19 protein-coding genes, 1 tRNA gene and 2 pseudogenes are annotated in these 26,016 nt (G+C 34.4%); 12 read left to right on the top strand and 10 right to left on the bottom strand.

Annotation, left to right across the window (positions count from 1 at the left end):
• From ACJTDF_RS02465 to ACJTDF_RS02455, 3 genes are all read left to right on the top strand, one after another.
• Positions 1-624, top strand: a complete 624-nt coding sequence (locus ACJTDF_RS02465) for a lambda exonuclease family protein (RefSeq protein WP_407965991.1) — start codon at positions 1-3, stop codon at positions 622-624.
• Between the two features lie 111 nt (positions 625-735).
• On the top strand, positions 736-948 hold the full coding sequence (locus ACJTDF_RS02460; RefSeq protein WP_407965990.1) for a hypothetical protein: 213 nt from the start codon (positions 736-738) through the stop codon (positions 946-948).
• Between the two features lie 9 nt (positions 949-957).
• Positions 958-1,995 carry a tyrosine-type recombinase/integrase gene (locus tag ACJTDF_RS02455; RefSeq protein ID WP_407965989.1) on the top strand — a complete coding sequence of 346 codons (1,038 nt, stop codon included), beginning with the start codon at positions 958-960 and terminating at the stop codon, positions 1,993-1,995.
• 562 nt (positions 1,996-2,557) lie between these two features.
• Here ACJTDF_RS02455 and ACJTDF_RS02450 read toward each other — a convergent pair.
• The 3 genes and pseudogenes from ACJTDF_RS02450 to ACJTDF_RS02440 form a co-directional block, all read right to left on the bottom strand.
• Entirely contained in the window at positions 2,558-3,949 is a 1,392-nt protein-coding gene (locus tag ACJTDF_RS02450) for an amino acid permease (protein WP_407965988.1), read from the bottom strand.
• Between the two features lie 418 nt (positions 3,950-4,367).
• Positions 4,368-5,820 (bottom strand): annotated as a pseudogene (locus ACJTDF_RS02445) (aromatic amino acid lyase).
• A gap of 46 nt (positions 5,821-5,866) precedes the next feature.
• Positions 5,867-5,943: transfer RNA gene (locus ACJTDF_RS02440), tRNA-Arg, on the bottom strand.
• Positions 5,944-6,214: 271 nt separating this feature from the next.
• Between ACJTDF_RS02440 and ACJTDF_RS02435 the strand changes: the two genes are divergently transcribed.
• Both ACJTDF_RS02435 and ACJTDF_RS02430 read left to right on the top strand, forming a co-directional pair.
• Positions 6,215-6,988 carry an NAD kinase gene (locus tag ACJTDF_RS02435; RefSeq protein ID WP_407965987.1) on the top strand — a complete coding sequence of 258 codons (774 nt, stop codon included), beginning with the start codon at positions 6,215-6,217 and terminating at the stop codon, positions 6,986-6,988.
• A 152-nt stretch (positions 6,989-7,140) separates the two neighbouring features.
• On the top strand, positions 7,141-8,541 hold the full coding sequence (locus tag ACJTDF_RS02430; RefSeq protein ID WP_407965986.1) for a DEAD/DEAH box helicase: 1,401 nt from the start codon (positions 7,141-7,143) through the stop codon (positions 8,539-8,541).
• Between the two features lie 48 nt (positions 8,542-8,589).
• On the opposite strand, the gene gltX (ACJTDF_RS02425) is transcribed toward ACJTDF_RS02430, so the two are convergent.
• The 6 genes from gltX (ACJTDF_RS02425) to rpiA form a co-directional block, all read right to left on the bottom strand.
• Positions 8,590-9,978 (bottom strand): glutamate--tRNA ligase, encoded by a 1,389-nt coding sequence (gene gltX / locus ACJTDF_RS02425; protein ID WP_407965985.1) that lies wholly within the window; start codon positions 9,976-9,978, stop codon positions 8,590-8,592.
• A gap of 11 nt (positions 9,979-9,989) precedes the next feature.
• Positions 9,990-11,666 carry an NAD+ synthase gene (locus ACJTDF_RS02420; RefSeq protein WP_407965984.1) on the bottom strand — a complete coding sequence of 559 codons (1,677 nt, stop codon included), beginning with the start codon at positions 11,664-11,666 and terminating at the stop codon, positions 9,990-9,992.
• A gap of 739 nt (positions 11,667-12,405) precedes the next feature.
• Positions 12,406-12,567: a hypothetical protein gene (locus tag ACJTDF_RS02415; RefSeq protein ID WP_407965983.1), complete on the bottom strand. Its 162-nt coding sequence runs from the start codon at positions 12,565-12,567 to the stop codon at positions 12,406-12,408.
• Positions 12,568-12,883: 316 nt separating this feature from the next.
• The gene (gene gorA / locus ACJTDF_RS02410) at positions 12,884-14,266 is read right to left on the bottom strand and encodes a glutathione-disulfide reductase (protein ID WP_407966200.1); all 1,383 of its coding nucleotides are present in this window, start codon (positions 14,264-14,266) and stop codon (positions 12,884-12,886) included.
• A 180-nt stretch (positions 14,267-14,446) separates the two neighbouring features.
• Positions 14,447-15,004, bottom strand: coding sequence for a DUF2059 domain-containing protein (locus ACJTDF_RS02405; protein ID WP_407965982.1), 558 nt, complete (start codon positions 15,002-15,004; stop codon positions 14,447-14,449).
• Positions 15,005-15,067: 63 nt separating this feature from the next.
• On the bottom strand, positions 15,068-15,772 hold the full coding sequence (rpiA, locus tag ACJTDF_RS02400) for a ribose-5-phosphate isomerase RpiA (protein ID WP_407965981.1): 705 nt from the start codon (positions 15,770-15,772) through the stop codon (positions 15,068-15,070).
• A 467-nt stretch (positions 15,773-16,239) separates the two neighbouring features.
• On the opposite strand from rpiA, the gene bfr reads away from it, so the two are divergent.
• Positions 16,240-16,725, top strand: coding sequence for a bacterioferritin (gene bfr / locus ACJTDF_RS02395; RefSeq protein WP_407965980.1), 486 nt, complete (start codon positions 16,240-16,242; stop codon positions 16,723-16,725).
• 68 nt (positions 16,726-16,793) lie between these two features.
• On the opposite strand, the gene ACJTDF_RS02390 is transcribed toward bfr, so the two are convergent.
• Positions 16,794-19,058 (bottom strand): ComEC/Rec2 family competence protein, encoded by a 2,265-nt coding sequence (locus tag ACJTDF_RS02390; protein ID WP_407965979.1) that lies wholly within the window; start codon positions 19,056-19,058, stop codon positions 16,794-16,796.
• A gap of 114 nt (positions 19,059-19,172) precedes the next feature.
• On the opposite strand from ACJTDF_RS02390, the gene gltX (ACJTDF_RS02385) reads away from it, so the two are divergent.
• The 6 genes and pseudogenes from gltX (ACJTDF_RS02385) to ACJTDF_RS02360 all read left to right on the top strand — a co-directional run bounded on the left by gltX (ACJTDF_RS02385) (position 19,173) and on the right by ACJTDF_RS02360 (position 26,012).
• Complete coding sequence (gene gltX / locus ACJTDF_RS02385; RefSeq protein ID WP_407965978.1) at positions 19,173-20,588, top strand: glutamate--tRNA ligase; 1,416 nt, start codon at positions 19,173-19,175, stop codon at positions 20,586-20,588.
• A gap of 262 nt (positions 20,589-20,850) precedes the next feature.
• On the top strand, positions 20,851-22,155 hold the full coding sequence (gene gltA, locus ACJTDF_RS02380; protein ID WP_407965977.1) for a citrate synthase: 1,305 nt from the start codon (positions 20,851-20,853) through the stop codon (positions 22,153-22,155).
• Positions 22,156-22,892: 737 nt separating this feature from the next.
• On the top strand, positions 22,893-23,645 hold the full coding sequence (locus ACJTDF_RS02375; protein ID WP_407965976.1) for a transporter substrate-binding domain-containing protein: 753 nt from the start codon (positions 22,893-22,895) through the stop codon (positions 23,643-23,645).
• An 80-nt stretch (positions 23,646-23,725) separates the two neighbouring features.
• Positions 23,726-24,440, top strand: a pseudogene (locus tag ACJTDF_RS02370) (ABC transporter permease).
• Positions 24,441-24,444: 4 nt separating this feature from the next.
• Positions 24,445-25,152, top strand: coding sequence for an ABC transporter permease (locus tag ACJTDF_RS02365; RefSeq protein WP_407965975.1), 708 nt, complete (start codon positions 24,445-24,447; stop codon positions 25,150-25,152).
• Between the two features lie 80 nt (positions 25,153-25,232).
• Entirely contained in the window at positions 25,233-26,012 is a 780-nt protein-coding gene (locus ACJTDF_RS02360; RefSeq protein WP_407965974.1) for an amino acid ABC transporter ATP-binding protein, read from the top strand.
• Positions 26,013-26,016 lie beyond the last annotated feature (4 nt).

Raw genomic sequence — 26,016 nt, 5'->3', positions numbered from 1 at the left:
ATGAGGCAAAGAACTGCAGAATGGTTTCAAGCACGTTTAGGGAAGGTCACCTCTTCAAATATTTACAACGTCCTTAGTCGAACTACTAAAAACTTGCCCACAAGCAAATATGAAGAATACAAAATCAAACTCATGACAGAACGTTTAGTCGGTGAAATAAGCCAATCTTATACAACAGCAGCGATGCAATGGGGGATTGAGCATGAAGAGAATGCATTGAAAGAATATGCCTTCATTTACGATACAGAGGTCACCCAATGTGGTTTCATTCAACATCCTACAATTCAAATGGCCGGAGCAAGTCCTGATGGGCTCATTGGTGAGAACGGATTAGTTGAAATTAAATGCCCCCAGTCTGTAAACCACCTTCGTTTCTGGATGACAGAAACAATCAAACCAGAATATTTAGCACAAATGCACTTTCAAATGGCTTGTACAGGACGTCAGTGGTGTGATTTTGTGAGCTATGATCCTCGGTTTGCAGGACAATCGGCTCACTTACGTCTTAAGGTTCAGCGTATTCATCGCAATGATGAACAGATAGAAACCATCAATCAAGCGGTTGAAACTTTTTTAGAAGAAATCGAACAGGACATACAACAGATTACAGCTCAAGCTGCTTAAAGTTAGGGGGTGCTCTCTCCTCCCAGCACCCCCACCCTTTCCTAAAAACTTTTAAATACAAGCGTGCTTCATGCCACGGGTAAGCTGCATCTCAATGTAAGGAGAAAAAACATGGCACATCGCCTTCCTACCATAACACAACCAGCTATTGCTCGTGCTTTAAGAGAAGCTAAAAAACAAGGATGCGAATTAATAGAAATCAAACCTACTGGAGAACTCCTCATCTATCTCAAATCCGATATCCCAATTCCAAACTCAGCAATACATCCCGATAAATTCTGGAATCTTTCAAACGATGACCACGATTTTGATATCGTCTTATAAGTCCTCTCCATGCCCAAACAACGTCCTCCTCACCTTGTCAAAGAAATCACACGCCATGGTAAAATCATATGGTATGTACGTATTGGTCATGGACAACGTGTGAGAATCTATGGAACTTATGGAACACAAGAATTTATTGATAACTACAAAAATGCAATTGCTCAATTGCAAGGGCTTATACTTCCTAAATCAAAACCTGGTAAACTTGTTGAAGGATCATTTGCATGGCTTCTTAAACAATATTTAAATAGCGTTAATTGGTACAGTTTAGCCAAAACTACACAAAGGCAAAAAGAACTCATTCTAATGAAAGTTTGTGATTCTGTAGGAAGTATCCCATACAAAGCAATTAACAAAAAACATATCATAGCAGGAGTCGAACGACGTAAAGAAACACCAGCAAGTGCTAGAAATTTTCTGAAAGCACTCAATGGGCTTTTTACGTGGGCAATGGAGCAAAACCTTTTAGACGATAACCCAACTTCAAATATCAAAAGGCCCCCGCTCAAAAATAAAGATGGATTTCCTGTTTGGACAGAAGAGGATATAGAGAAATATTATAAGCAATGGCCTCATGGTACACATGAACGCGTTTGGATTGATGTTCTTCTCTATACAGGCTTGAGACGAGGTGATGCTATTCGCATTGGGTGGAAAGATGTAAAGGAAAGCGTTATACATTTAAAGACGGAGAAAAGTAAATTTCAAACAGATGTCTTTCTCCCTATTTTACCAGAATTAGCTGCAACACTTAAAACCGGTCCTATCGGAGATGAAACATTCATTTGCGGCAAAGGTAATAAGAAATTAACCAAAGAAAGCTTTGGTAATCTATTTAGAGAAGCTTGTAATAAAGCCAATATAAAAAAATCAGCTCATGGCTTAAGAAAATTAGCGGCAACACGTGCTGCCAATTCAGGTGCAACAGTCTCACAACTCAAAGCAATTTTTGGCTGGACAAATGATAACATGGCCTCTCTTTATACAAAAAGTGCTGATCGTAAAAAACTCGCAATAGAAGCTATCAAAAAGCTCCAAAAAAGTTAGGGATAATGCTCAAAAAAATGTAATAAAATCAACAACCACAAAATCCCTTACTTTTACAATAAGTATTTGATTTTAATCAATTTTATACCGCCTGTCACGCCCACCAGATTCTTTTATTAACATATGAAAAAAGATGCAGAAATTAGAGTTTTATACTTTCTTCTAACAAGATATCGTGAAGCGATACCTTTTTTGAATTGTTTTTCCGTTTTTATAAGTTCTTGAACTTTTATAGCTTAATCTTTTTTTAAATAAAAAAACTAAAATCAAAATTAAGATGTAGAATTTTCAAACTTATCTATAATCTGTTATGTTTTTCTATCTTTACTTTTTCAATTGATTTTTTAAACTTTTCTATGTCTTTTTATTAAAAAAGAATTAATTGTTATAAACATAAAAATAACTTTTCAAGACAATAAGTATAAAATTCTTAGAAAAGATTACCCTCTCTTCTTAAAATAGCAACGTTATCTTAAAATCACATTACCCAATAATTTTTTTATATTTGAAAGTAATCCCCTCAACTATAGATCATTATATGTAAATCGCACTGCTTTGGATTTTAAACCTTCTTTTCTTTTTGAGAGATTTTTCTTTTCTTTAAATTATAAAGTTTAAGTGCATAAAAACAAATAACAAGGGAAGAAAGCCAAATAGCACCTATAATCAACACTGATCTCGTATTATCAAAAAACCATAATAAAACAAAAATAAAGATCATAAATAAAGTAGCAAAAATTGATCCTATTGGCCAAAATGGCATTGGAAATTTTAGATCAAGGCGTTCTTCTGAAGACATTTTAAACCGCATAAAAATTTGCGAAAGCAAAATCATCTTCCAAACAAAAACTGTCGCAAATGTCGCCATTGCTGCAATGAGAAAAAAAAGGTGACTATGATAATAATAATTAAGAATAACACCAAAAAGAAATACACTAAATATGAGTAAAATAACAAAAATCGGTACACCATTTTTTGATAAATACTGGAATTTCTTAAATGCATAACCTTCCTGAGACAAACCATGTATCATGCGGACTGCACCATACATTTCACTATTAATTGCAGAAACCACGGCTGTAATAACAACAATATTAAGAATATGGGCTGCTGACGAAATACCGAACCTTTCAAAAATTGTAACAAAAGGACTACTCATAAGGGGAATTTCATTCCAAGGATAAAGTGACATTAAAACTGCTAAAGTCATAACATAAAAAAGCAAAATTCGAATTGGAATAGAATTAATTGCTCTCGAGATTGTTTTATTAGGATCCTGTACTTCCATTGCTGCCATTCCAATAATCTCTACGCCACCAAAAGCAAAAACAACAACACTAAAGCAAGCTAAAAAACCAAACAAACCATTTGGAAATACTCCACCATTTTGCCATAAATTATGAATCCCAATAGTGGAGAATGTATTTGTATTCGAATCAAAAAAAATAATTGCTATGCCTAAAATAATCATAGTGATAATGGCGATAATTTTGATGGAAGAAAGCCAAAATTCTAGCTCACCATATACTTTCACTGCTGTTAGGTTAACACCGGTAATGATAAGTGTAATGCTCAATGTCCATATCCAAGGAGCAACGTCAGGATACCAAAAATTCATATAAGTTGCAAAAGCCGTAATATCAGCTAAACCAACAAGTACTACCTCAAAAACATATGTCCACCCTGTTAAAAAACCAGCTAATGGCGATATATAAGTTGTAGCGTAACGAGCAAAAGAACCAGGCAGCGGATTATGAATAATCATCTCACCTAAAGCACGCATAACTATAAAAATAGCTAAACCAGAAATACAATAAGCAATTAAAACACTTGGACCAGCAAGATTAATCGCCTGCGCAGATCCATAAAAAAGCCCTGTCCCAATAGCAGAACCAAGAGCTAAAAATATAACCTGACGCTGATTTATACCGCGTTTAAGATTATTTGTTGTCATTTCTATCCTTCATCAAATATCATTCCAGCCTTTACAGAACAAAATTGGCAGATTAATAAGAATCAAAACTGATTGAAATGTGAAAAAACTCTAAAATATCTGAAAAACTTGAATTTTTATTTTCTTTAGTTCCATAAAAAAATACAATTCATAACGGCTAAGATGCATAATCTCATCTCGTATGGCAATACAACGTATACCGTTTACAACAAAAAAACTGCACTCTTCCTTCCCCTTCAGCTTTGAGGAAATATGGATAAATTATGTTACGATAATACACATTGCCCTCTTGCTTAAGCTAAGTAGCTCCTAAATTTATCAAAAAAAATTTCGATGAGCAAGTATCATTAAAAAAACGTATCTCTAGTCTTTCTCTATTATAGCGTCCTGATCATAGTTCAAAATTAATTGCTTATTACTAATGGTGGAAAATTGTTTTTGTGAAAATCGATAACAAGTATCCTTCGCTCACAAATGCACCTGCTTTTCCAAGATCTGAAGCCATATGTGTCTTGTTCTAGAATCTTAATATGTGCATGTAAATGCTTCATCACAGATTGTAATAAGGAGCTTAAAAGGAATACGGTATTCAATTCCTTGTGCTGCAAAAAATGCCTTAATATCAATAATAGCCAAGCTTCTCATTTTTCACCAACAACTAACGAGCACCGTAACAAGCCATTGCAACATGATCTTCTTGATTTGCCAAAGTTGGTGTCGAAGCAACCGAAGCAGGATATGCCATTTGTGCATTTCTAGACAATAAAGTAGCAGCAAAGTAGCAGCTACCATCTAAGCAATCATAAGAACAATACGTCTTTGAAAAATTGCTCCTATTTCACATAAAAAAGCGTAATCTACTCAGCAGCAAATGCTATAAGCTTAACATGAAAATTCCACCGGATACAATATTACCATACCTTATTAGCATACCTATAAATTAATGGATTATTTGTAACTGCATTTGTTTCAATAATTAGTGTTTGTGCTGCTGCCATCAGAATATCAAAACACGCACCCATAATTTGTGCTTGATAACGTATACAACAAGGATCTTGGACACAATTATCTTAACACAAATGTGCCGCCCGAATTTCTGAATTTTCTACAAGATTTTCCAATGTTTATGACACAACAATTTGTCCATAATGGCCACTCAAAATATGAATATAAGGATGAAATAATGTCGTTGAACTCATAGCAACATCTGTTGTTAATGCGCCTGAAAAAAATCCGCCATACAGTTTTAATAACATGGAAAAGACCTGCAAAAGCAAACACTGTCGATGTTTTAATATCATTGAGCAGAGCTAATTCTTCTTTCATTTCTAAAAAAATGAGGAATAATCCTTCTTTTTCTAAATCAGCCTTCTCGCTCATACGAATACTTTGAAAAAATGCCTTTCCTTCTCCTATTACCACAGCAGCCATATGAGAAAAAGAAGCCAAACTAACTGATGCGCTCATTGAGCCTTTTCGGAAATGACAGGAATAAGTTCATTTGCAAGCATGTTCTCTAGTAAATACCTCATTCCAGATGAACATCTGAACCCACTCATCCTAGAAAAATAAGCTTCAGGCTCATCATTAATCGTACAAAATTTTCAGGAGTAAGCACCCCTACTCTATAACAATGTGATAAAATATGATTCTTTATAAAATGAACATATTATCTATATCAATTTTAATCGAAGCTAATTCGCAAAATCCAGTATTAATTCCATAAACTGATTCACTGCTAGCAGCAACTTCAGCAATATGTGCTGCTTCTTTTTAAGACCCAAATGTATATCATGATAAAGCTTGTTCGTTTTACCATCTTAATAAACAACAGTTTCAAGGTCATCCAAAGTAACTTTACCTGGATTCAATACTTAAAACAGTCTTTATAAGAAATATGAAGCAAAGTGTGAAATTTGGTGCACCCGACAGAATTCGAATCTGTGACCTCTGCCTTCGGAGGGCAGCGCTCTATCCAACTGAGCTACGGGTGCTTAAAGATAGCGATAAAATTGTTATATTCCTTTAGCTGATCATACTCTCAGCTTCAATAATGAATTACTCCTTTTTAAAACTTAATAAAGAATATATGCTTATTTTTGATAGAATTATATTATTTTTTAATGCTATTTTGGATACATTTCCGTCTATTTTAATAAATTACTTTCCACATAAGCTTCTTTCTTTTACCAAAACAATCCTTATATAAATTTTCTAAATTCTAAAAAATTTAAAAATAAGTTGCGAATATCAGGACAATTCTTAATGACTACACTACCAAGCCGCTTTCATTTCATTTCTGCCGAAACTGAAGAAGCTATTAAAGCTACCAATAAATTAATATCTATTTATGGTCACTCTTCTCTTGAAGAAGCTGATGTCATTGTTGCACTTGGTGGAGATGGAACAATGTTGCAAACAGTACGAGATGCCATGAATACCAACAAACCTATTTATGGTATGAATCGAGGCTCAGTAGGGTTTCTAATGAATGAGTTTCATGAAAAAAAATTACCAAACCGTATTGCTGCTGCACATAAAAAAGAAATTCATCCCTTACGCATGATCGCAAATGCACAACCTCAAGGACATATCGAAGCACTTGCAATCAATGAAGTGTCCTTATTTCGTCAATCATATCAGGCCGCTAAAATTCGTATCAGCATTGATAACCAAGTCCGCATGGAAGAATTGACTTGCGATGGTATTCTTGTTGCTACACCAGCAGGTTCAACCGCATATAACTTATCAGCACAAGGACCTATTTTACCTCTTATGGCACCCCTTATGGTCCTTACTCCCGTTAGCCCTTTTCGTCCTCGAGGTTGGCGTGGAGCCTTACTTCCAAATACTGCCACAATATGCTTTGATATGCTTGAATATGACAAACGTCCCGTCAATGCAGCTGCTGACAACGTTGAAATGAAATCTGTCTATTCAGTTATTATTTCATCAGCAACAGAAATAACAGTCTCCATCCTTTTTGATCCTAACCATTCTTGGGATGAACGCATCTTATCAGAACAATTTCGTTATTAATTTTTTTATCATTCTTTTTGCGGATATTATAGTAGTTACAGTTGACTTTTTTTAAAATGCACCTTAACCCGTCTTCAAGAGGATGGAATGTTTACTTGGCCGATATCCTAAAAAAATCGTTAAAATTGCAGAGTAATCAGCAAAAAGAAAGAATGATACTAGCTTTGGACAGTTTCGATAATTTGGGCCTTTCAAAAAAGGTTATTAAAGCTATAAAATCAGCAGGATATACGATCCCAACACCTATTCAAAGTGGGACAATTCCCCATATTCTTCAAAAAAGAGATATTTTAGGGATTGCTCAGACAGGTACTGGTAAAACAGCTTCCTTTGTTCTCCCCATGCTGACCTTACTTGAAAAAGGGCGTGCAAGAGCAAGAATTCCTCGTACCCTCATATTAGAACCAACACGAGAGCTTGCTACCCAAGTTCAAGAAAATTTTGATAAATATGGTGTTAATCATAATTTAAATGTTGCACTGTTAATCGGTGGTGTGTCTTTCGAACACCAAGATCGTAAACTTGAACGAGGTGCGGATGTTTTGATAGCAACACCAGGACGTCTGCTGGATCATTTTGAGCATGGTAAATTACTCCTGTTAGGTATTGAAATTCTAGTCATTGATGAAGCTGATCGCATGCTAGATATGGGTTTTATCCCTAACATTGAACGCATTTGCAAATTGACTCCTTTTACACGTCAAACCTTGTTCTTTTCAGCAACAATGGCACCAGAAATTACAAAATTAACAAAGCAATTTTTACATTCCCCCGTATATGTCGAAATTGCAAAAGCATCTTCAACAGCAAAAAAAATCACTCAACGACTTGTTAAATCTGGAAGTAAACCATGGGATAAAAGAGCGATTTTAAGAGAACTTATTCACAACGAAGGCGACGAACTTAAAAACGCTATCATTTTCTGTAATCGAAAAAAAGATATTTCTGAACTTGTCCGATCTCTTATTAAACATAACTTCAGCGTAGGCGCACTTCATGGTGATATGGACCAACATTCACGCACAAGCACATTAGCTAATTTCAAAGACAATAAACTTACACTTCTTGTTGCTTCTGATGTTGCGTCTCGTGGACTTGATATCCCAGCAGTTAGCCATGTTTTCAACTATGATGTACCGACACATGCAGAAGATTATATTCATCGTATCGGTCGCACAGGACGAGCAAAACGTAGTGGTAAAGCTTTCACGATTGTCACAAAAGCCGATGAAAAATATATTAGTGCTATTGAAGAAATAAGCCAAGAAAAAATTGAGTGGCTCAATGGTGATCTTTCTACTTTAATAGATTATGATGAAACAAATGGCACTGTTGCACAGACAAAAGTTACAAAGTTACAACAGAAAACTGCTCAAAAAAAGCATAAAACTCAAACAAAAAAAATACTAGAAAAAGAAAAACTAGCTTACGTTGAAACTAAAGATAATAAAGAGGAAGCATCAAGCCAATGTCATAAAAAAAACAAAACTCCTATTCCAATCGGATTTGGCGATGATATTCCAGCTTTTATGCTTATAAAAAAACATACTTAAACTCTCTAATTTTATTACTAAGAAATAATAGCGAGTGCTTTACTGGGCTTAAAGTTTTCCACTGCCTACCGTGAGCAGCCTTTTTACTATCTTTTCACGCCCTAAAAGGGGCAAAAATTTTCCCATTTCAGGCCCATGTGTCATCCCCGTAAGAGCTTGACGTAACGGCATAAACAAAGTTTTTCCTTTACGACCCGTTTTTTCTTGCAATGCCGTCGTCCAAATTTTCCAGCTTTCATCACTCAATACCCCCTCAGGTAACGAATGAACAGATTGTTGCGCATAAGCACGATCTTCAGGCAAAGTTATATCAAAGCTCTCATCAGTATGAATAATTTTCCACCATAAGACTGCATCACTCACCTTAGTAATATTGTTTCTTACCGTATTCCAAAAATGTTCTGCTTGTTCTCCATAAATAGAAAATTTTTCAAGTCGTGTTCTAATGTCTTCATAAGTCAATTCATGAACAAAATGCCTATTCAGTACAAGAAGATCAACCACATCAAATTTTGCTGCTGATTTTGATATATCTTGGAGATCAAAATGATTTAAAAGAGCAACTTGATTAGGGTATGCTTGTACATTTTGCGATGTCCCAAGTAATACTGCAAGACATTGGACAGCCATAGATTCAAAGCCATCTTCGCGCAAAGAACGAACGGAAAGATCACTATTCCGTTTTGAAAGCCCTTCTCCTGAAGCTGTCGTTAATAAATTAATATGACCAAAAATTGGAGGCACTGCATCGAGAGCCTCAAAAAGAGCAATCTGCGCACCAGTATTGGTAATGTGGTCACTTCCACGAATAATATGTGTAATAGCCATATCTATATCATCAATGACAGAAGGTAGAGTATAAAGATAGCTTCCATCTTCACGAATTAAGATAGGATCTGACATAGAAGCCAAATCAATCGTCTGCCTACCTTTTATCATATCATTCCAATGAACTTCTGTTCGTTTAGTTTGAAACGGATTATTTTCAAAATTAGGTAAAAGAAAACGCCAATGAGGCCTACGACCTTGATTCTCAAAGAATTTTTTATCTTCTAATGACAATTTTAATGCGTCACGATTATAAACAGGAGGTAATTTGCGTGAAAGTTGTATTTTACGACGCCGATCCAATTCCTCTGCCGTTTCATAACAGGGATAAAGAAGGCCACGTTGTTTTAAAATTTCTGCAACTTCGTCATATCGATTAAAACGTTTAGACTGATAATAAACTTCATCTGGTTGAATATTAAGCCATTCGAGATCAACCATAAGAGCGTCAATGTATTCTTGTTTGGAGCGCTCAACATCTGTATCATCATAACGTAAAATAAATATACCATTACACGCTTTCGCATACAACCAATTAAATAATGCAATACGAGTATTGCCTATATGAATATAACCTGTTGGAGATGGGGCAAAACGAACTTTTATCATCAAAATAATGCTCAACTTTTATCGCGAAAATGATTGGTAATAGGATAACGACGATCGCGTCCGAAGTTTTTATAACTAATTTTCACACCTGGTGCAGATTGTCGCCTTTTATACTCAGCTAAATAAAGCAAATGTTCAACTTTCTCAACTGTTTGCCGTGAATGTCCACGTTTAACAATATCACAGACACTCATGTCATCTTCCACAAGAGATTGCAAGATATCATCTAAAATAGGATAAGGAGGAAGAAAATCCTCATCTTTTTGATTTTCCCGGAGTTCTGCAGAAGGTGCTTTCTCTATAATACTAGATGGAATAATAATTCCTTTTGGTCCCAATAAATTCTGCAAGTAATTTTTATTACGCCACTTAGCTAATTTATAAACCTGCATTTTATAAATATCTTTAATGGGATTAAAACCACCATTCATATCGCCATAAAGTGTCGCATACCCAACAGCCATTTCCGATTTATTACCTGTTGTTATTACCATAGAATCAAATTTATTTGAAAGGGCCATTAAAACGCTTCCACGTATACGACTTTGAAGATTTTCTTCTGTAGCATCAGTTTGCAACCCCGAAAAAATAGGGGCCATTATGCTCAAAAAACTCTCAACAGGTTTAAAAATGGGTATTACCTCATAACGACACCCCAAAAGACGCGCACAATGTTTAGCATCCTTTAATGATTCCTGTGATGTATAACAATAAGGCATCATCACAGCACAAACCCTTTCAGCTCCAAGAGCATCTACCGCAATTGCAGCACAAAGTGCTGAGTCAATTCCTCCTGAAAAACCAAGAAGAACATCTTTAAAACGGTTTTTATTGACGTAATCCTTTAATCCTAAAACGCAGGCATGGTAATCAGCAGCTATCCCATCTAAAAGCTCTTCATTTGGACCAGAAATACATTGCCACCCAATAGATTTTCTTTGCCAATGACTCAAAGCAATATGATTTTCAAAGTGCTTCATTTGAAACACCATTTGACCATGCTCATCAAGTGCAAAAGAGCCTCCATCAAATACTAATTCATCTTGGCCGCCTACTTGATTAGCATAAATAATTGGTACATACGATTGAACAGCTTGTGCGCGAACAATGTCTAAACGTTTTTGTGTTTTATTACGGTGATAAGGAGAGCCATTAGGAACGAGAATAATTTCAGCTCCTTTATAGCTAAGCTCAGCACAAATAGAAGGATCGTTCCAAATATCTTCACAAATCACAACTCCTAACGTCATCCCACGATAAACAATAGGTTCAGGACGTGGACCAGGAGAAAATACGCGCTTTTCATCAAATTCACAATAATTAGGTAAATCACACTTAAAGCGTTCCGCAATCACCTGTCCATCATCAAGAAGCATGATACCATTATAAAGGTCATTATCACGTTTTAACGGGATACCAATAATAATTCCCGGCCCCTCTTTCGTAAGCTGCGCTAACTTTTTAACAGCATCTTCACATGCTTTTGTAAAAGCAGATTTAAGAACAAGATCTTCAGGGGGGTAAGCACTTATGAAAAGCTCAGTCAACAAAACAAGATCAGCATCCTGTTCGTAAGCTTTTTGATATGCCATTTCTGCAAGAGCGAGATTTCCTTCAATATCACCAATAATGGGATTTAATTGAGCAATTACAATCCGCAAATCATCTTTTATAAGTTTTTGTGCCATTGCATCAATTTAGTGTGATCATCAATTAGTTTCAATCATCAAAGCATTTTTTATCAAAAGTGCTGAATTCCATAAAAATTAGAAATAAATAACAAGATAGGATTGTTATCTAAACCTTCTTTCCAACAATTAACGAATCAATATCACAGCTTTCTTCAGGAGTTCAGCAACAGGAAAAGTTAATTCAGTGATTGATTCGCATCCAATCTTGGATTATAATGGATACGATAGTAATCAGAAAGGTCTTTTTCTGAAAGAGTATTCGCATTATCTGAACATTTAGTTACATTGGTTTCTATCATTACAGAATAGTATTTGGGTGAGTGCCTTCATTCTTAATGAACTGAAAAAAATTTCCAGCTTCTTTTAAAACATGATCAAAAGAATGCGTTTATAACCATTAGCCATAATCGTATTGCCATGCATTGGATCATAAAACTAAACAATACTATGATTCTTACTTTGAACCGCACGAATTAATTTAGGAAGATAATCCTAAACTCTATCATAACTACAACGAACAATAAGGGTAAGCTAACCGGGTTTACAGAATTGAGAATATCAATTAATTTTAAAAGCTCGTCAGAATTAATAGAAGGATCATATTTTAATCCAATAAAATTTTTAATACTATGAAATATTCTACATGTATATGACCAAGCTGGCACGTACGATCGCTAATCTCTATAACTTATAGACAAATGCTACGTACTAATCATTAGAGGTTGTATCGGTTGTGTTAAATTCTCTTCACACCCATTAATGATATCTCCTTTATAAAATGATAGCTCCTCTGCACCTTTTCTTTCATATCAGAAAAGCGTGGCTTCTCAAATTGGCTAGCAACATAACCAATTTTAATAACTAGCTTTAAGCTGCCAAAGATTAAAATAATTGCCATTTGTAAAAATAAATATTATCAGTCTTATATTCAACAAAGCTTTCTGTATTATCACTTCCCTTGCAATAAAAAAACTTGGCCTTCCGCAACCGCTGCTAATTCATGCTTTAAACTGCGCATTTCATCAGTAAAAAACAAAAGAGGCTATTTGTCCAATTCCTTTTCAATTTCCGTAATGCAGATTTACCGGAGTAAGTTGGCACTTGTTTAATTGGTTTTTATCTTCAAGATTCGCACCAATTTTTCATCGTCACATTCTCTCTAAAGCTTACCTAATCAGTCTACAGTATGCAAAGCTTTGTGTAATTCTCTTTATTTAACTTTCCAATTTTTTTCCATTTTTATATATATAACTTGGTTTATACATCGTCACTAGCTCTTCTGCTGCTGTTGGATGAATTGCCATAGTTTCATCAAATATATCTTTCGTCAGCTTTCCCTTTAGTGCTATTCCAATAAGCTGCGCCATTTCACCAGCACCTTCTCCTAAAATATGTGCACCAACAACAATACGACTCTCGCCATCAACAACTAATTTCATAAACATCTTTTCTGAATTACCAGAAAGAGTATTACGCAAAGAACGAAATTGCGTACGATAAATTTCAACATACTTATAACAACGTACGGCATATTCTTCTGAAAGACCAACCGTCCCAATTTCTGGCTGCGAAAAAACAGCTGTCGCAATTAAATTATAATCCGGTATAGTTGGAATTTCCTCAAAAGCAGTTTTAATAAAACACATTGCTTCGTGGATAGCAACAGGTGTTAACTGAACATGACCAGTGACATCACCAACAGCCCAAATATGAGATACACTTGTTGTCATTTTTTCATCAACAACAACGGCTCCATTTTCATTAAGCTTAACACCTATTTTCTGGAGCCCTAAATCCTTTGTATTTGGCACACGTCCTGTAGCCAACATAACTTGATCAGTACTAATAATTTGCCCATTTGATAAAACAACGTTATAGCGATTGTTTTTGGCTTCAACCTGAGCAACTGTAGCCCCATAGATAATAGAAATGCCCTTTTCAATCATCGCATCACTTAGTAATCGCCGCAAATCATAATCAAAATTACGAAGAATTAAATCACCACGATGAACTAATGTTGTTTTCACACCTAATTCGTGAAAAATACTAGCAAATTCAAGACCAATATAACCGCCACCAACAATGACTATTGATTTTGGTAACTTTTCAAGATCAAAAATCTCATTAGAAGTAAGACATAATTCACTGCCTTTTATTGCAGAATTTGGAACAATCATTGCTCCTGTCGCGATCAAAATCTTTTCTGCTTTCACTCGCTCGCCTGTTGCAGAAAGCTCTAATGTATGCTCATCAATAAAAACAGCGCGACTTTTATAAATTTGAACATTGTTATTTTTTAATCCCCTACAATAAAGCTCTTCTAACCTCGATATTTCTTTATTTTTGGCTTCAATCAATTTACTCCAGTTAAAAACTGGATCAACACATTCCCACCCAAAACCAATGCTATCCTTAAATTCGCGTGTATATTGCGAAGCATAAACAAACAATTTTTTAGGAACACAACCGCGAATAACACAAGTCCCCCCTACACGATGCTCTTCTGCTATAGCGACACGCTTACCAAGCTGCCCAGCAAGACGAGCAGCACGTACTCCACCTGATCCCCCTCCAATAACGAACAAATCAAAAAGCATTACATAGCATCCCTTCCCGTACATTTTTACTGTACAGGTATTGCTTCTTGTCATCAAATAAAAATTTTTTCTTTTTTCTGAAAATAATTTTTTTGTATAAAGATAATACTTTCAGTGTGCTCTCTTTTCTTTAAAGTAATAATCTAACTACTGCCTTTAAATAAAATGCTTATGAAATTATTATGTTGGAGATTTTGCAGAAGTAGACTCCATAGGAGTAATAGAATTATTTAAGTTAAGTGTTTGAGACATTTCTTTTTCTACATTTTTTATAAGATTTTGCATTATAGTAGAACACCAAGCATCAAATACAGAATAAGCATCGCGTGCAACATCCGGAACTTTCATCAAAAATTTTTTACCAACATCAGAACTATAAAATGCTGAAATTTTATCAAGTTCTTCCTCACTAAAATGCTTTGCATATACATGAGCAACTTCTTTTTCCAAATCAGCACGTCGTTTAGCTAAAGCAAGTGCTTGTTTATCAACAATCGTAGCAATATTTTTTTCTAAGTTTGGATCAGTACTTATTAATTTTTCTTTAATATCACGTGCTGCCATTGGCAAAAAACTATCAAACTGATCAGTTGCACGAATAGCATTAATCACATTTTGGGCTGAATTTAAATGTTTCTCACTCACATCTTGTGCATAAGTTATCCCAATATTCACAATCAACATAGCAACTGCACTAAGCAATATTATAAATTTTTGAAAAAAAACTGTTGTTTTCATTATAATGACGACTCCGTAAAATATCATAGCTTAAATTTATTATTTTAAATTTCTAACAACTCTTTAGTTACTAGATGACTCTAAAACTTTTATTGTACTATCTGCCATAGCTATAATTGCACGAGAAGCAAAACCTAAAAAAAGACCATGTTCAACAACACCAGGGACTCTCAATAACGCATCTGATAATACTTTTGGATTTAAAATAGATCCTAAAAATGCATCAAAAATAAAATGACCACCATCAGTCTCAAAAGGGATATCTCCATTCATACGTACCCTAATTTCTCCTGAAAGTCCTAAATCATTCACTACCTTTTCAATTGCTTTACACGTAGCATTCATTCCAAATGGATTAACTTCTATTGGCACCCCACAGGCACCAAGCGTTTTTACCATCTTTGTTTCATCAGCAATAATAAGCATCTCGTCAGATACAGATGCTACAATTTTCTCATGCAACAATGCCCCACCTCTTCCTTTAATCAAGGTCATCTTAGGATCAATCTCATCAGCTCCATCAATACAAAGATCAAGCTCAGATACTTCATCTAAAGTAGTGATAGGCACTCCAAACTGACGACATAACTGCTCAGAATAATATGAAGTAGCAACACCAGTTATCCTTAAACCATCTGCAATGCGCTCACCAAGAAGACGAATAAATTCATTTACTGTGGAACCAGTGCCTATACCAAGACGCATATTATTTTGTACAGATTCAAGTGCCTTAGCAGCCGCTATTTTTTTTAATTTTTGGATATCCATATATTATCCTTTCTTCCTATCAATCAGCAATATTCATTATGAATTATAAAAAACGATTTATTGCTCTAATCAGCTATAACTTTATTTGTTATCTTATTGAAAATAATATTGATTACATAGAATACAGTAATTAACTATTTTGTTTTTTTAATAAAAGACCTATAATTTATAAAATAATTATTTGAAAATCGTAATACAAAGTGCATTCCTGCAAACTTATAAAGCAAATAAGGATCAAAAAAAATACTTACTTTTAAAAAATGATTACTAAATATTGATTCTTTCTAATTAGTTTAGAAATTAATGGAATGGTGTAGTAAGATGTGGTAATTATTTTCCTCATGTTATCGGATCTTTAACATTAAGGATAAAGAAGATTAGCCGACACTTAATCAAAGCAATATATTAAAGTATCATTTCTTGTATTAGTCGTATCTAGTACTACAAAAATAGGACAATAGAATACTATGAAAGGTCACCCACAAGTTATAGAGCAGCTCAATAAAGCCCTTTCTCTTGAGCTTAGTGCTGTTAATCAATATTTGTTGCATTCTTCTCTTATAGAAAACTGGGGCTATATCAAATTAGCCAAAATAGAACATAAAGAATCTATAGAAGAAATGGAACATGTAGATAAACTCGTTAAACGTATTACTTTTCTTGAAGGACATCCAAATATTCAATCTTCTGGGCCATTACGTATTGGAAAAACCCTCAAAAATATTTTAGAATGTGATCTTGCAAGTGAATATGAAGCTCGAGAATTTTATTTAAAATCACGTGAAATTTGTGCTAAGCTTTCTGATCATATCTCAAAGAAGTTATTTGATGAATTGCTTGAAGACGAGGAGAATCACATTGATTTTCTTGAAACTCAGCTTCAGCTTTTTAACACAATGGGAGAAGAGAAATATAGTCAGCTCAATGCGAGTTCTACTGAATGTGAATGCTAAAAAACCATTGTCTTATCTGTGAAAAGGCTATTATAAATTTATTATAGAGGCTGTAAATTAGCTAATCTTTATAAGCTTTTTCTATGAATATTCCATGGTCTATGAAAACCTGCAGAAGACCAAAGAGTGTTTTTATTTTTAGTAAGTATAACACTCCCTCGCGATAATAATTGTTGAGGTGTAAATATTATTGCGTTTGTTGTATCGCATGCTCGATTACTTGTTGCATGTTTTCTAATTATAATATCTGCTTTTACACAGTGATCTGTTTCTCCATATAAGATAGCAATTTTAAATCCATTTTCTAATAAAGTTGTACAGATGTTATCATCGCAAGTAAATTGTCCTTTGAGAGATGGACCAATCTTTGTTGGTTTAATAGTTTTATTGATGCGAAACGATTTTTCCCATAGAGATATCGTAAACTTAGAAGGATGATAACGATCAATATATAATATATCGTCATTGAGAACACCCACAATTTTCATATTATCTGCTATGATTAACTGTACAGGTGACTGTATCATACAAACTAAAATACCTCCTAAAATAAAGAAACCAAAAAAGAATCTAATAGCTGTTTTTAAAAAAGCGAGCCCAACTAAACCGATACTTAATAAAATCAATGCAGATAACGGCATAAATCCAGGATTTAAAACAGGAGAAATAGCTTTTACAGCATAAGCAATTTTTATCATAAGGCTCGTACCAAATCCCATAACCTGTAATGGCCACCATTCAAGGCCTAAAAACACTGAAAAAACTGAGAGTAGTCCAAATGGAATGATGAAAATTAATACAATAGGGAAAGCTAAAACATTGCTGATAATACCTAAAAGAGCTACATTAGAAAAATGATAAGCTGCGTAAATCCCACTTGCAGAACCAGCAATCAATGAGGATATGCAAGTCGAAACAACTGATAAAAAGACAAAACGAAGTACCCTTCCTCCAACATAAGAAGGGGCTGTATTTCCTTTGTAAGAAAAATGCCCCTCACTCCACCAAGCAAAAGCAGCAATCAAAGCCGCAGTTGCAGAAAATGACATTTGAAAGCTAGGCCCTAATATCTCATGCGGACTTATAGCTACAGTTACTAAACCAGCAATAACAAAATTACGCATTGTTATAGCAGAATGGTTACATAATATAGCAGTTAACATAACAGCAACCATTAAAAAACTTCTTTGTGCTGCAATATTTGAACCAGATAATATCAAATAAAAAGCTGTAACTATTAATGCAGCAATGGCAGCAATTTTTTTAACTGAGTAATAAGATGAAAAGACTGGAAAAAATGCAAAAAAGCTCCGTACAATAACAAAAACCACGCCACTCAGTAAAGCCATATGCAAACCTGATATTGATAAGATATGTGCCAATCCAGCTATACGTAATGCTTCATTAGTATTATTTGAAATCCCCCCTCTCTGTCCTGTTATTAAAGCAGCAGAAACTCTTCCTTCTTCCCCACCAATTGCTTTACTAACTTTTTCAGTCATTTGTATGCGTAAATTTTCAATTTTTTGTAAAACTTTTCCTAACATCGTATTAGACTGAAAAACTGATATCTTTTTTGGTTTTCCTAAATAAAATCCTTGAGCACCAATTCTTTTAAAATAATTATGAAAACTAAAATCATAACTTCCTGGACGTATTGCTCCAGATAAAGCACGAAGCTTTACTTTTCCATATAAGCCGTCTCCAGGAGTTAACCCATATGGTAAAGACTTTGCGACTAAATGCACTCGATTGAGCTTATAGGGTAAAGTAGGTCGTTCTGTCTTCAAAACATCTACTTTTAAACGAAATCCCCCTTTTCCTACAGACTTAATAGAAACAATTCGTCCTGTTAGCATGGTTATAACATCGCAGCTCAACATTGGCGTAGACATACGCCATGTTTCTATTTTTGCTGCCAAAGCGCCTAATACAATACAAAATAGAAATCCAGTTATAATCCATATTTTCTGATAACACCGTAAAACATATAACATGCCAAGGAATATAGTAATCAATACAACAAATTGTTTCCAACTTGGTTCTTGCTCTAAACTGAAATAAAAAATAATACCCGTACAAAAAAATACCAAAATTAATGAGAAAAGTAGTCCAAAAGAAATTTCCTTGTTTATGCAATCTATCAGCCATTTCCATAAAAAAACTACTTTTTCCTTTAAAAAAGAAAATAGAGAATCCTCTTTCCCATTATAGGTAGCATTGCTTGCACCATCAATAACAGACCGATCACCCTTCTGTATCAAAATAAGACGTTTGCTCTGTGAGAAAAGACCTTTTGATAGATCATCTTCAACTTTATTTTGATCTAACATCCGCAAATCCCCACTTTACTTGCAACGCGGCTATTGCACACCCTAATACCTATGTTAACATAGTTCTTCAATAAAATATCATAAATAACATCTCAATTTTAGAGGATAAGATCTGTGTCTGTTATTACCCGTTTTGCACCATCACCTACAGGCTTCCTTCATATTGGTAGCGCTCGTACCGCACTTTTTAATTGGCTTTATGCGAAACATACTGGAGGAAAAATGCTTTTACGTATTGAAGATACAGATCGAGAGCGTTCAACAGAAGCTGCAGTTAAAGCTATCATAGAGGGTCTGCACTGGATGGGACTTCACTATGAAGGAGATCCCATTTCGCAATTCAAACGAGCAGAGCGTCACCGTCAAGTCGCTGAACAACTCGTAAAAAATGGCAAAGCTTATTATTGCTATGCAACACCTGAAGAATTAGCTGAAATGCGAGAAAATGCCTTTGCAAAAGGCTTACCACCACGCTACGATGGGCGCTGGCGTGACCGTGATATTGCTGAAGCCCCCAAAGGAATTAAACCTGTTATTCGAATTAAAGCTCCACAAGATGGAGAAACGATTTTGCACGATCGTGTGCAAGGTGATATTCGCTTTCCTAATAAAGATCTAGACGATTTTATCATTTTACGTTCTGATGGTTCTCCAACTTATATGCACGCCGTTGTTGTTGATGATCATGATATGGGGATAACACATATTATCCGCGGTAATGACCATCTTACAAATGCAGCTCGACAAGCAATTATCTTCAATGCAATGGGATGGGATATTCCTATTATGGCCCATATTCCGCTCATCCATGGTGAAAACGGTGCAAAATTATCAAAAAGGCATGGCGCACTAGGTATTGATGCTTATCGAAAAATGGGGTATCTCCCCGCTGCCTTGCTCAATTACCTTATTCGTCTAGGTTGGAGCCATGGTAATGACGAAATTATTTCAATAGAAGATATGATTGCTTGGTTTGATATTGATGATATCAATAAAAGTGCTGCCCGTTTTGATTTCAAAAAATTAGATGCCATCAACGGACATTATATGCGTCTAAGTAATGATGAAAATCTATGTGATGCTGCTCTTAATATTTTACAGGAAAATGCAAATGAATTAAAAATAACAAAACAAATTGATGAAAAATGTCGTGCTCAATTTCTAGCTGCAATACCAACTCTAAAAGAACGTTCAAAAACATTACTTGAACTTATTAATGACGCATCATTTATCTTCGCACAACGACCGTTACCTCTTGATGAACAAGCAAAAACACTCTTAAATGAAAATGGTCGGACTATTTTAAAAGGAATTTATCCTGTCCTAACATCGTGCCCAAATTGGGATGCAAACACTTTGAACAAAACCATCCGACATTATGCACAAATACAAGAACTTAAATTTGGAGCTGTTGTTCAACCACTTCGAGCGGCTCTCACAGGACGCGTAACATCACCAGGAATTTTTGATATGCTTATCTTATTAGGAAAAGATGAGTCTCTTAACCGCATCAACGACCAAATTACCTGAACAGCATATTAATGAATATATATAAAACTAGCAAAATTAAAGTATAATTCTCTTAATGAAAAATAAAATTGTTTTTTAATTTAAAAAATTGAAATAAATATTTAAAAAAAACTATACTAAACAATATTTTAGATTGCCTAAACAAAATTTTAGAGTCAATATATTCTTAATATAAGTAGGAAAAGCTTTAACTATAAATTGCCATAGCGAATAAAACAGCATATTAATTTTAAAAAATGGCAGCACTGAAAGGAAATATTTAATGTCCGAAAATAAAGCATGTATGACTGTCAATGGTAAAAAAATAGAATTACCTATCCGTAAAGGTACTATTGGCCCTGATGTCATCGAGATTACCTCTCTTTATAAAGAAACTGACACCTTTACTTATGATCCTGGCTTTACCTCAACTGCCTCTTGTGAGTCAAAAATCACGTATATCGATGGTGACAAAGGAATCTTACTTTATCGTGGTTATTCTATTGATCAGCTCGCTGAAAAAGGAGACTTTCTCGAAAGCTGCTATCTTTTGCTTTATGGAGAATTACCAACCAAACAAGAAAAAATTGATTTTGATCAGCGTATTATGCAACACACAATGGTACATGAACAATTTGCAAGATTTTTCCATGGCTTTCGTCGTGATTCTCATCCTATGGCTGTTATGGTTGCTTGCCTTGGAGCGATGTCTGCATTCTATCATGATTCCATTGACATTACAGATTCCCAGCAGAGAATGATTGCTTCTATTCGTCTTATTTCCAAAGTGCCAACTCTTGCTGCGATGGCATATAAATATAGTATTGGGCAACCATTTGTTTATCCGCGTAACGATCTAAGTTACGCTGCAAATTTCCTTCACATGTGCTTTTCCGTTCCTTGCGAAGAATATAAAATTAATCCAGTGCTTGCTCGAGCTATGGACCGAATTTTCACCCTTCATGCAGATCATGAACAAAATGCATCTACATCAACAGTACGTCTTGCTGGTTCATCAGGAGCTAATCCATTTGCGTGTATAGCAGCAGGTGTAGCATGTCTTTGGGGACCAGCGCACGGTGGTGCTAATGAAACGTGTCTAAAAATGCTGCAAGAAATAGGCACTGTTGAAAAAATTCCTGAGTTTATTGCACGTGCAAAAGATAAAAATGATCGTTTCCGTCTTATGGGTTTTGGTCACCGTGTCTATAAAAATTATGATCCACGTGCGAAAATCATGCAGCAAACCTGCCATGAAGTCTTAAAAGAACTCAATATTCAAGATGATCCACTTCTTGATATTGCTATGGAACTTGAAAAAATTGCTCTAAATGATGAATACTTTATTGAAAAAAAGCTTTATCCTAATGTTGATTTTTATTCTGGTATTACATTAAAAGCTTTAGGATTCCCAACTGAAATGTTTACTGTTCTCTTTGCGTTAGCGCGCAGTGTTGGCTGGGTTGCACAATGGAAAGAAATGATTGAAGACCCAGCACAAAAAATTGGCCGTCCACGCCAACTGTATACAGGTCCTGCAGCACGCGAATATATCCCGATAAATAACCGTACGAATTCAAAAAAATAAAAAATCAATCAATAAAGCCTTAATTTATTGGGGCTTTATTTTTTTGTATTTTCTTCAAATTACCACTCTCATTTTTAATGGCTCTTTCTATTTTTTAAAACATAGAGACGTCATATGAAGTTTAAGATTTAAAATAAGGTTTTATTATATTACGTCTAACTCTTACTTAGCAACGGCTTAAATTGCGTGCCAATAAACCAAAAGTCTTTGAAAAGATGCAATGTCAACATGTCAATAACAAAACAGCAATACAAACTGCTTCAAGCCATGGAGAGTTTTAATTACCTTATTAAAAAATGATTGTTGCGCTAGTAAATCTATTCTATCATTGCTTTTTATCTATGTTTCACTACTCACAAACTTATTTATCGTATTTTCTATGCTTTTTACATGTTTCTTGCTAAATTTGAGCTGACAGAATTAAAAGCATGTTATCATGACATAATAGAATATGTTCTCAGCCATTCTCAAAATATCAAGCTATCGCATCATTAATGAAAACAAATTGAATAATTTAAAATAATTCTTGTATAAAGATAATGAAAATACAATTCATATTTTACTTACTGTGAACTTTTTCCTGTGCGTATATTATACGCTCCTAATATAATAAAAACTTGTTATGATTATAACAAAAATAAATACCAATAAATTTTTGTATTGCTCTTCATAAAGCTTACAGATTATAAAATATGTAATAGCGTAGTATCTTTTTGTGCACCTCATAGGAGAGGATAATGAAATTATTGGCTGCGGCCTTCATAATAAGTGCAACACTATTTTCCCAGTTAGCTCATGCTAAAACGTTGAAAATTGCAACTGAAGGTTCCTATCCTCCATTCAGTTATATTGACTCAAATAATAAACTTCATGGTTTTGATATTGATATAACTCATGCACTTTGCAAAAAAATGAAAATTGAATGCGTCATCACCATTCAAGATTTTGATGGAATTATTCTCGGTCTTCTTGCTCAAAAATATGATGCTATTATTGCGTCCCTATCCCCAACACAAGAGCGGCTAAAAAAAATTGACTTCACAGATGCTTATTACAGCACAGAATTAGCTGTAATTGTTCTTAAAGACTCACAAATTAAAGAAATCTCAGCAGAAGCATTTAAAGGAAAAAATCTTGGTGTACAATTAAACACAACACAAGCTATATACGCGGAAAACCATTATGCATCTAAAGGAGTCAACATTAAATTTTATCCCACAACAAAAGAAGTAATACGCGATTTGTTAAGTAATCGCCTTGATATTGTTATTCTTGATAAATTACAAATATTAGATTGGTTTAAAAACAAAGGAAAGGATTGTTGCCACTTTTTAGGAAGTATTAAAGGAACTCAACTTCCTATTGCAATTGCTATACGCCAAAACAACGACGATCTTAAAAACCAGTTCAATAAAGCCATAAAAGCAATTCGTGATGATGGAACATATGATAAAATTACTAAAAAATACTTCCCAAGTGATACTTATTAAATATAAAATTAATTACAAATTGAGCAAATGATTTACATTTTCAGCAAGTAACTACTCAAATCTTTATTAGGAGAATGGAGATGATTGACAGTTTATCATTGCTATCATTTAGCAATGGTGGGTGGGGTGTGGTAATACTTACAAGTGCAGGAATGACATTATCATTAGCTCTGTGCTGCCTAATTTTAGGACTTCCTTTAGGGCTTATGAATGCAATAATGATTCAATCCAATATCAAAATACTTAAAGTTACAGCGACTTTATTTTCATCGGTATTTCGCGGGCTACCAGAAATTTTAACATTGTTTTTTGTTTATTATGGCTTACAAAACTTTATTCAAGCTATATTTGATTTCTTAAATATTGACATAATATTTAGTATTAATGCTTTTATTGCTGGTATTATTGCATTCAGTGTGGTTTTTGCAGCTTTTTCTTGTGAAGTTTGGCTTGCGGCATTTAATATATTTGATAAAAGCCAATATGAAGCAGCTCAAGTTTTAGGTCTCTCATGCTCGACAACGTTTTTCCGGGTTGTTTTTCCTCAACTTCTCCGCAATGCTTTACCAGGACTTTCTAACAATTGGCTTACTCTGCTTAAAGATACATCTCTTGTTTCGACTATTTCACTTCTTGATCTCATGCGACAAACTAATTTAGCTGCTACAGCAACTAATGAGCCTATTCTGTTTTATCTTGTAGCATGCTTACTCTATCTATTGTTTTCAGCAGTTTCTTCCACAATTTTACATTATCTAGATAACATGCACTCAAGTAGGATATAAAAGGTACTGATCTAATGATTCCTGAATGGCTCTATTTTCTTTTTAATCCTGCACTTTTAAGCCGTTATAGCTTAAAATTATTTGATGGCTTTATTGTTACTTTGAAACTTGTTTCTATTTCTTGTTCAATAGGACTTCTTCTTGGTATATTAGTTACATTCATACGTGTATCTAACAATAAACCCTTACAATATTTGGCACGTGCTTATATCTACTTTTTTCGCAGTTCTCCTTTATTGGCACAGCTCTTTCTTTTTTACTATGGACTTGGATCATTGAGCAGCTTCTGGCAACAAATTGGTTTATGGTGGTTTTTTCAAAATGCTTGGTATTGCTGTCTTTTTATTTTTTCGCTTAATTCTTCTGCCTATCAAGCTGAGATCTTTAGAGGAAGCTTGCTAGCAGTAGCAACAGAACAACGAGAAGCATCAAAAGCTTTAGGACTGAATCGCTCTACAACATTTTTCAAAATTATTTTTCCACAAGCAATGGTAGCAGCATTACGCCCCTTAGGAAATGAATTTATTTTAATGACCAAATCTAGTGCTATTGCTTCACTCGTAACTGTCTATGATTTAATGGGTACAACTAAACTAATCTACTCACGTACTTTTGATTTTCAAGTTTACGTTTGGGCTGCTATTATTTATCTTATTATCGTCGAGTTTATTCATCGAGTTATTATTCTAATTGAACACTATCTAACCCGATATTTACGATAGATAAAAATAATTATAAAAATTCTTCACCCTAATCAAGATATTAAATTAATTGATTTATTCATCAATTGAGAGAATAAAAAATGAATCTAGAAAATAAAAATAATCATCCTATTGATAATGCAAAAAGCTTAATTATCTCTATCCGCCACTTAAATAAATGGTATGGGGACTTTCAGGTACTATGCGACATCAATTTAGATATACAAACTGGCGAACGTATTGTTATTTGTGGCCCTTCAGGATCAGGAAAATCAACTTTAATTCGTTGTATTAATCAACTAGAACAAGCACAAGAGGGCTCAATCTTAGTTCACAATGTTGATATTAATAAAGCTCCCATACAACAGCAAAAAAGTGTTTTACGCACAATAGGAATGCTTTTTCAAAACTTTAATTTATTTCCCCATATGACTGTTATACAAAATTGTATCTTAGCACCTATAGCAGTTCAAAGACTTTCTAAACAACAGGCAACAGAAAAAGCAATCCATTATCTTACGCAAGTTGGCGTTGAAAAACATTGTAATAAGTATCCTTTACAACTATCTGGTGGACAAAAACAGCGTGTAGCTATAGCACGTGCTCTTTGTATGGAACCTCAAATAATGCTTTTCGATGAACCGACATCAGCACTTGATCCAGAAAGCGTTGGAGAAGTCTTAGAGGTTATGGCGCAACTAGCAAATACCGGAATAACAATGCTTTGTGTTACCCATGAAATGGGTTTCGCTCGCAAAGTTTCAGAAAGGATACTCTTTTTAGAAAACGGAAAAATTATCGAAGACACAATATCAAGCACATTTTTTACTAATCCTAAAAGCCAACGTGCTCGTGATTTTCTGGCTAAAATCAAACACTAACCAT

This window comes from Bartonella bennetti, assembly GCF_045945445.1.
GTDB lineage: Bacteria > Pseudomonadota > Alphaproteobacteria > Rhizobiales > Rhizobiaceae > Bartonella.
Note: the sequence above shows the minus strand (reverse complement) of the source record. Positions and strands in the feature narration are given on the sequence as shown.

Bases quoted from the DNA above. Each gene is read 5' to 3' on its own strand.
- ACJTDF_RS02375 (WP_407965976.1), top strand. From the start codon at position 22,893: ATGAAATTATTGGCTGCGGCCTTCATAATAAGTGCAACACTATTTTCC.
- ACJTDF_RS02415 (WP_407965983.1), bottom strand. From the start codon at position 12,567: ATGGCAATTATTTTAATCTTTGGCAGCTTAAAGCTAGTTATTAAAATT.
- gltA (WP_407965977.1), top strand. From the start codon at position 20,851: ATGTCCGAAAATAAAGCATGTATGACTGTCAATGGTAAAAAAATAGAA.
- ACJTDF_RS02365 (WP_407965975.1), top strand. From the start codon at position 24,445: ATGATTCCTGAATGGCTCTATTTTCTTTTTAATCCTGCACTTTTAAGC.
- ACJTDF_RS02430 (WP_407965986.1), top strand. From the start codon at position 7,141: ATGATACTAGCTTTGGACAGTTTCGATAATTTGGGCCTTTCAAAAAAG.
- ACJTDF_RS02455 (WP_407965989.1), top strand. From the start codon at position 958: ATGCCCAAACAACGTCCTCCTCACCTTGTCAAAGAAATCACACGCCAT.
- bfr (WP_407965980.1), top strand. From the start codon at position 16,240: ATGAAAGGTCACCCACAAGTTATAGAGCAGCTCAATAAAGCCCTTTCT.
- ACJTDF_RS02420 (WP_407965984.1), bottom strand. From the start codon at position 11,666: ATGGCACAAAAACTTATAAAAGATGATTTGCGGATTGTAATTGCTCAA.
- ACJTDF_RS02450 (WP_407965988.1), bottom strand. From the start codon at position 3,949: ATGACAACAAATAATCTTAAACGCGGTATAAATCAGCGTCAGGTTATA.
- ACJTDF_RS02405 (WP_407965982.1), bottom strand. From the start codon at position 15,004: ATGAAAACAACAGTTTTTTTTCAAAAATTTATAATATTGCTTAGTGCA.
- ACJTDF_RS02360 (WP_407965974.1), top strand. From the start codon at position 25,233: ATGAATCTAGAAAATAAAAATAATCATCCTATTGATAATGCAAAAAGC.
- gltX (WP_407965985.1), bottom strand. From the start codon at position 9,978: ATGATAAAAGTTCGTTTTGCCCCATCTCCAACAGGTTATATTCATATA.
- ACJTDF_RS02460 (WP_407965990.1), top strand. From the start codon at position 736: ATGGCACATCGCCTTCCTACCATAACACAACCAGCTATTGCTCGTGCT.
- gorA (WP_407966200.1), bottom strand. From the start codon at position 14,266: ATGCTTTTTGATTTGTTCGTTATTGGAGGGGGATCAGGTGGAGTACGT.
- ACJTDF_RS02435 (WP_407965987.1), top strand. From the start codon at position 6,215: ATGACTACACTACCAAGCCGCTTTCATTTCATTTCTGCCGAAACTGAA.
- ACJTDF_RS02465 (WP_407965991.1), top strand. From the start codon at position 1: ATGAGGCAAAGAACTGCAGAATGGTTTCAAGCACGTTTAGGGAAGGTC.
- ACJTDF_RS02390 (WP_407965979.1), bottom strand. From the start codon at position 19,058: ATGTTAGATCAAAATAAAGTTGAAGATGATCTATCAAAAGGTCTTTTC.
- rpiA (WP_407965981.1), bottom strand. From the start codon at position 15,772: ATGGATATCCAAAAATTAAAAAAAATAGCGGCTGCTAAGGCACTTGAA.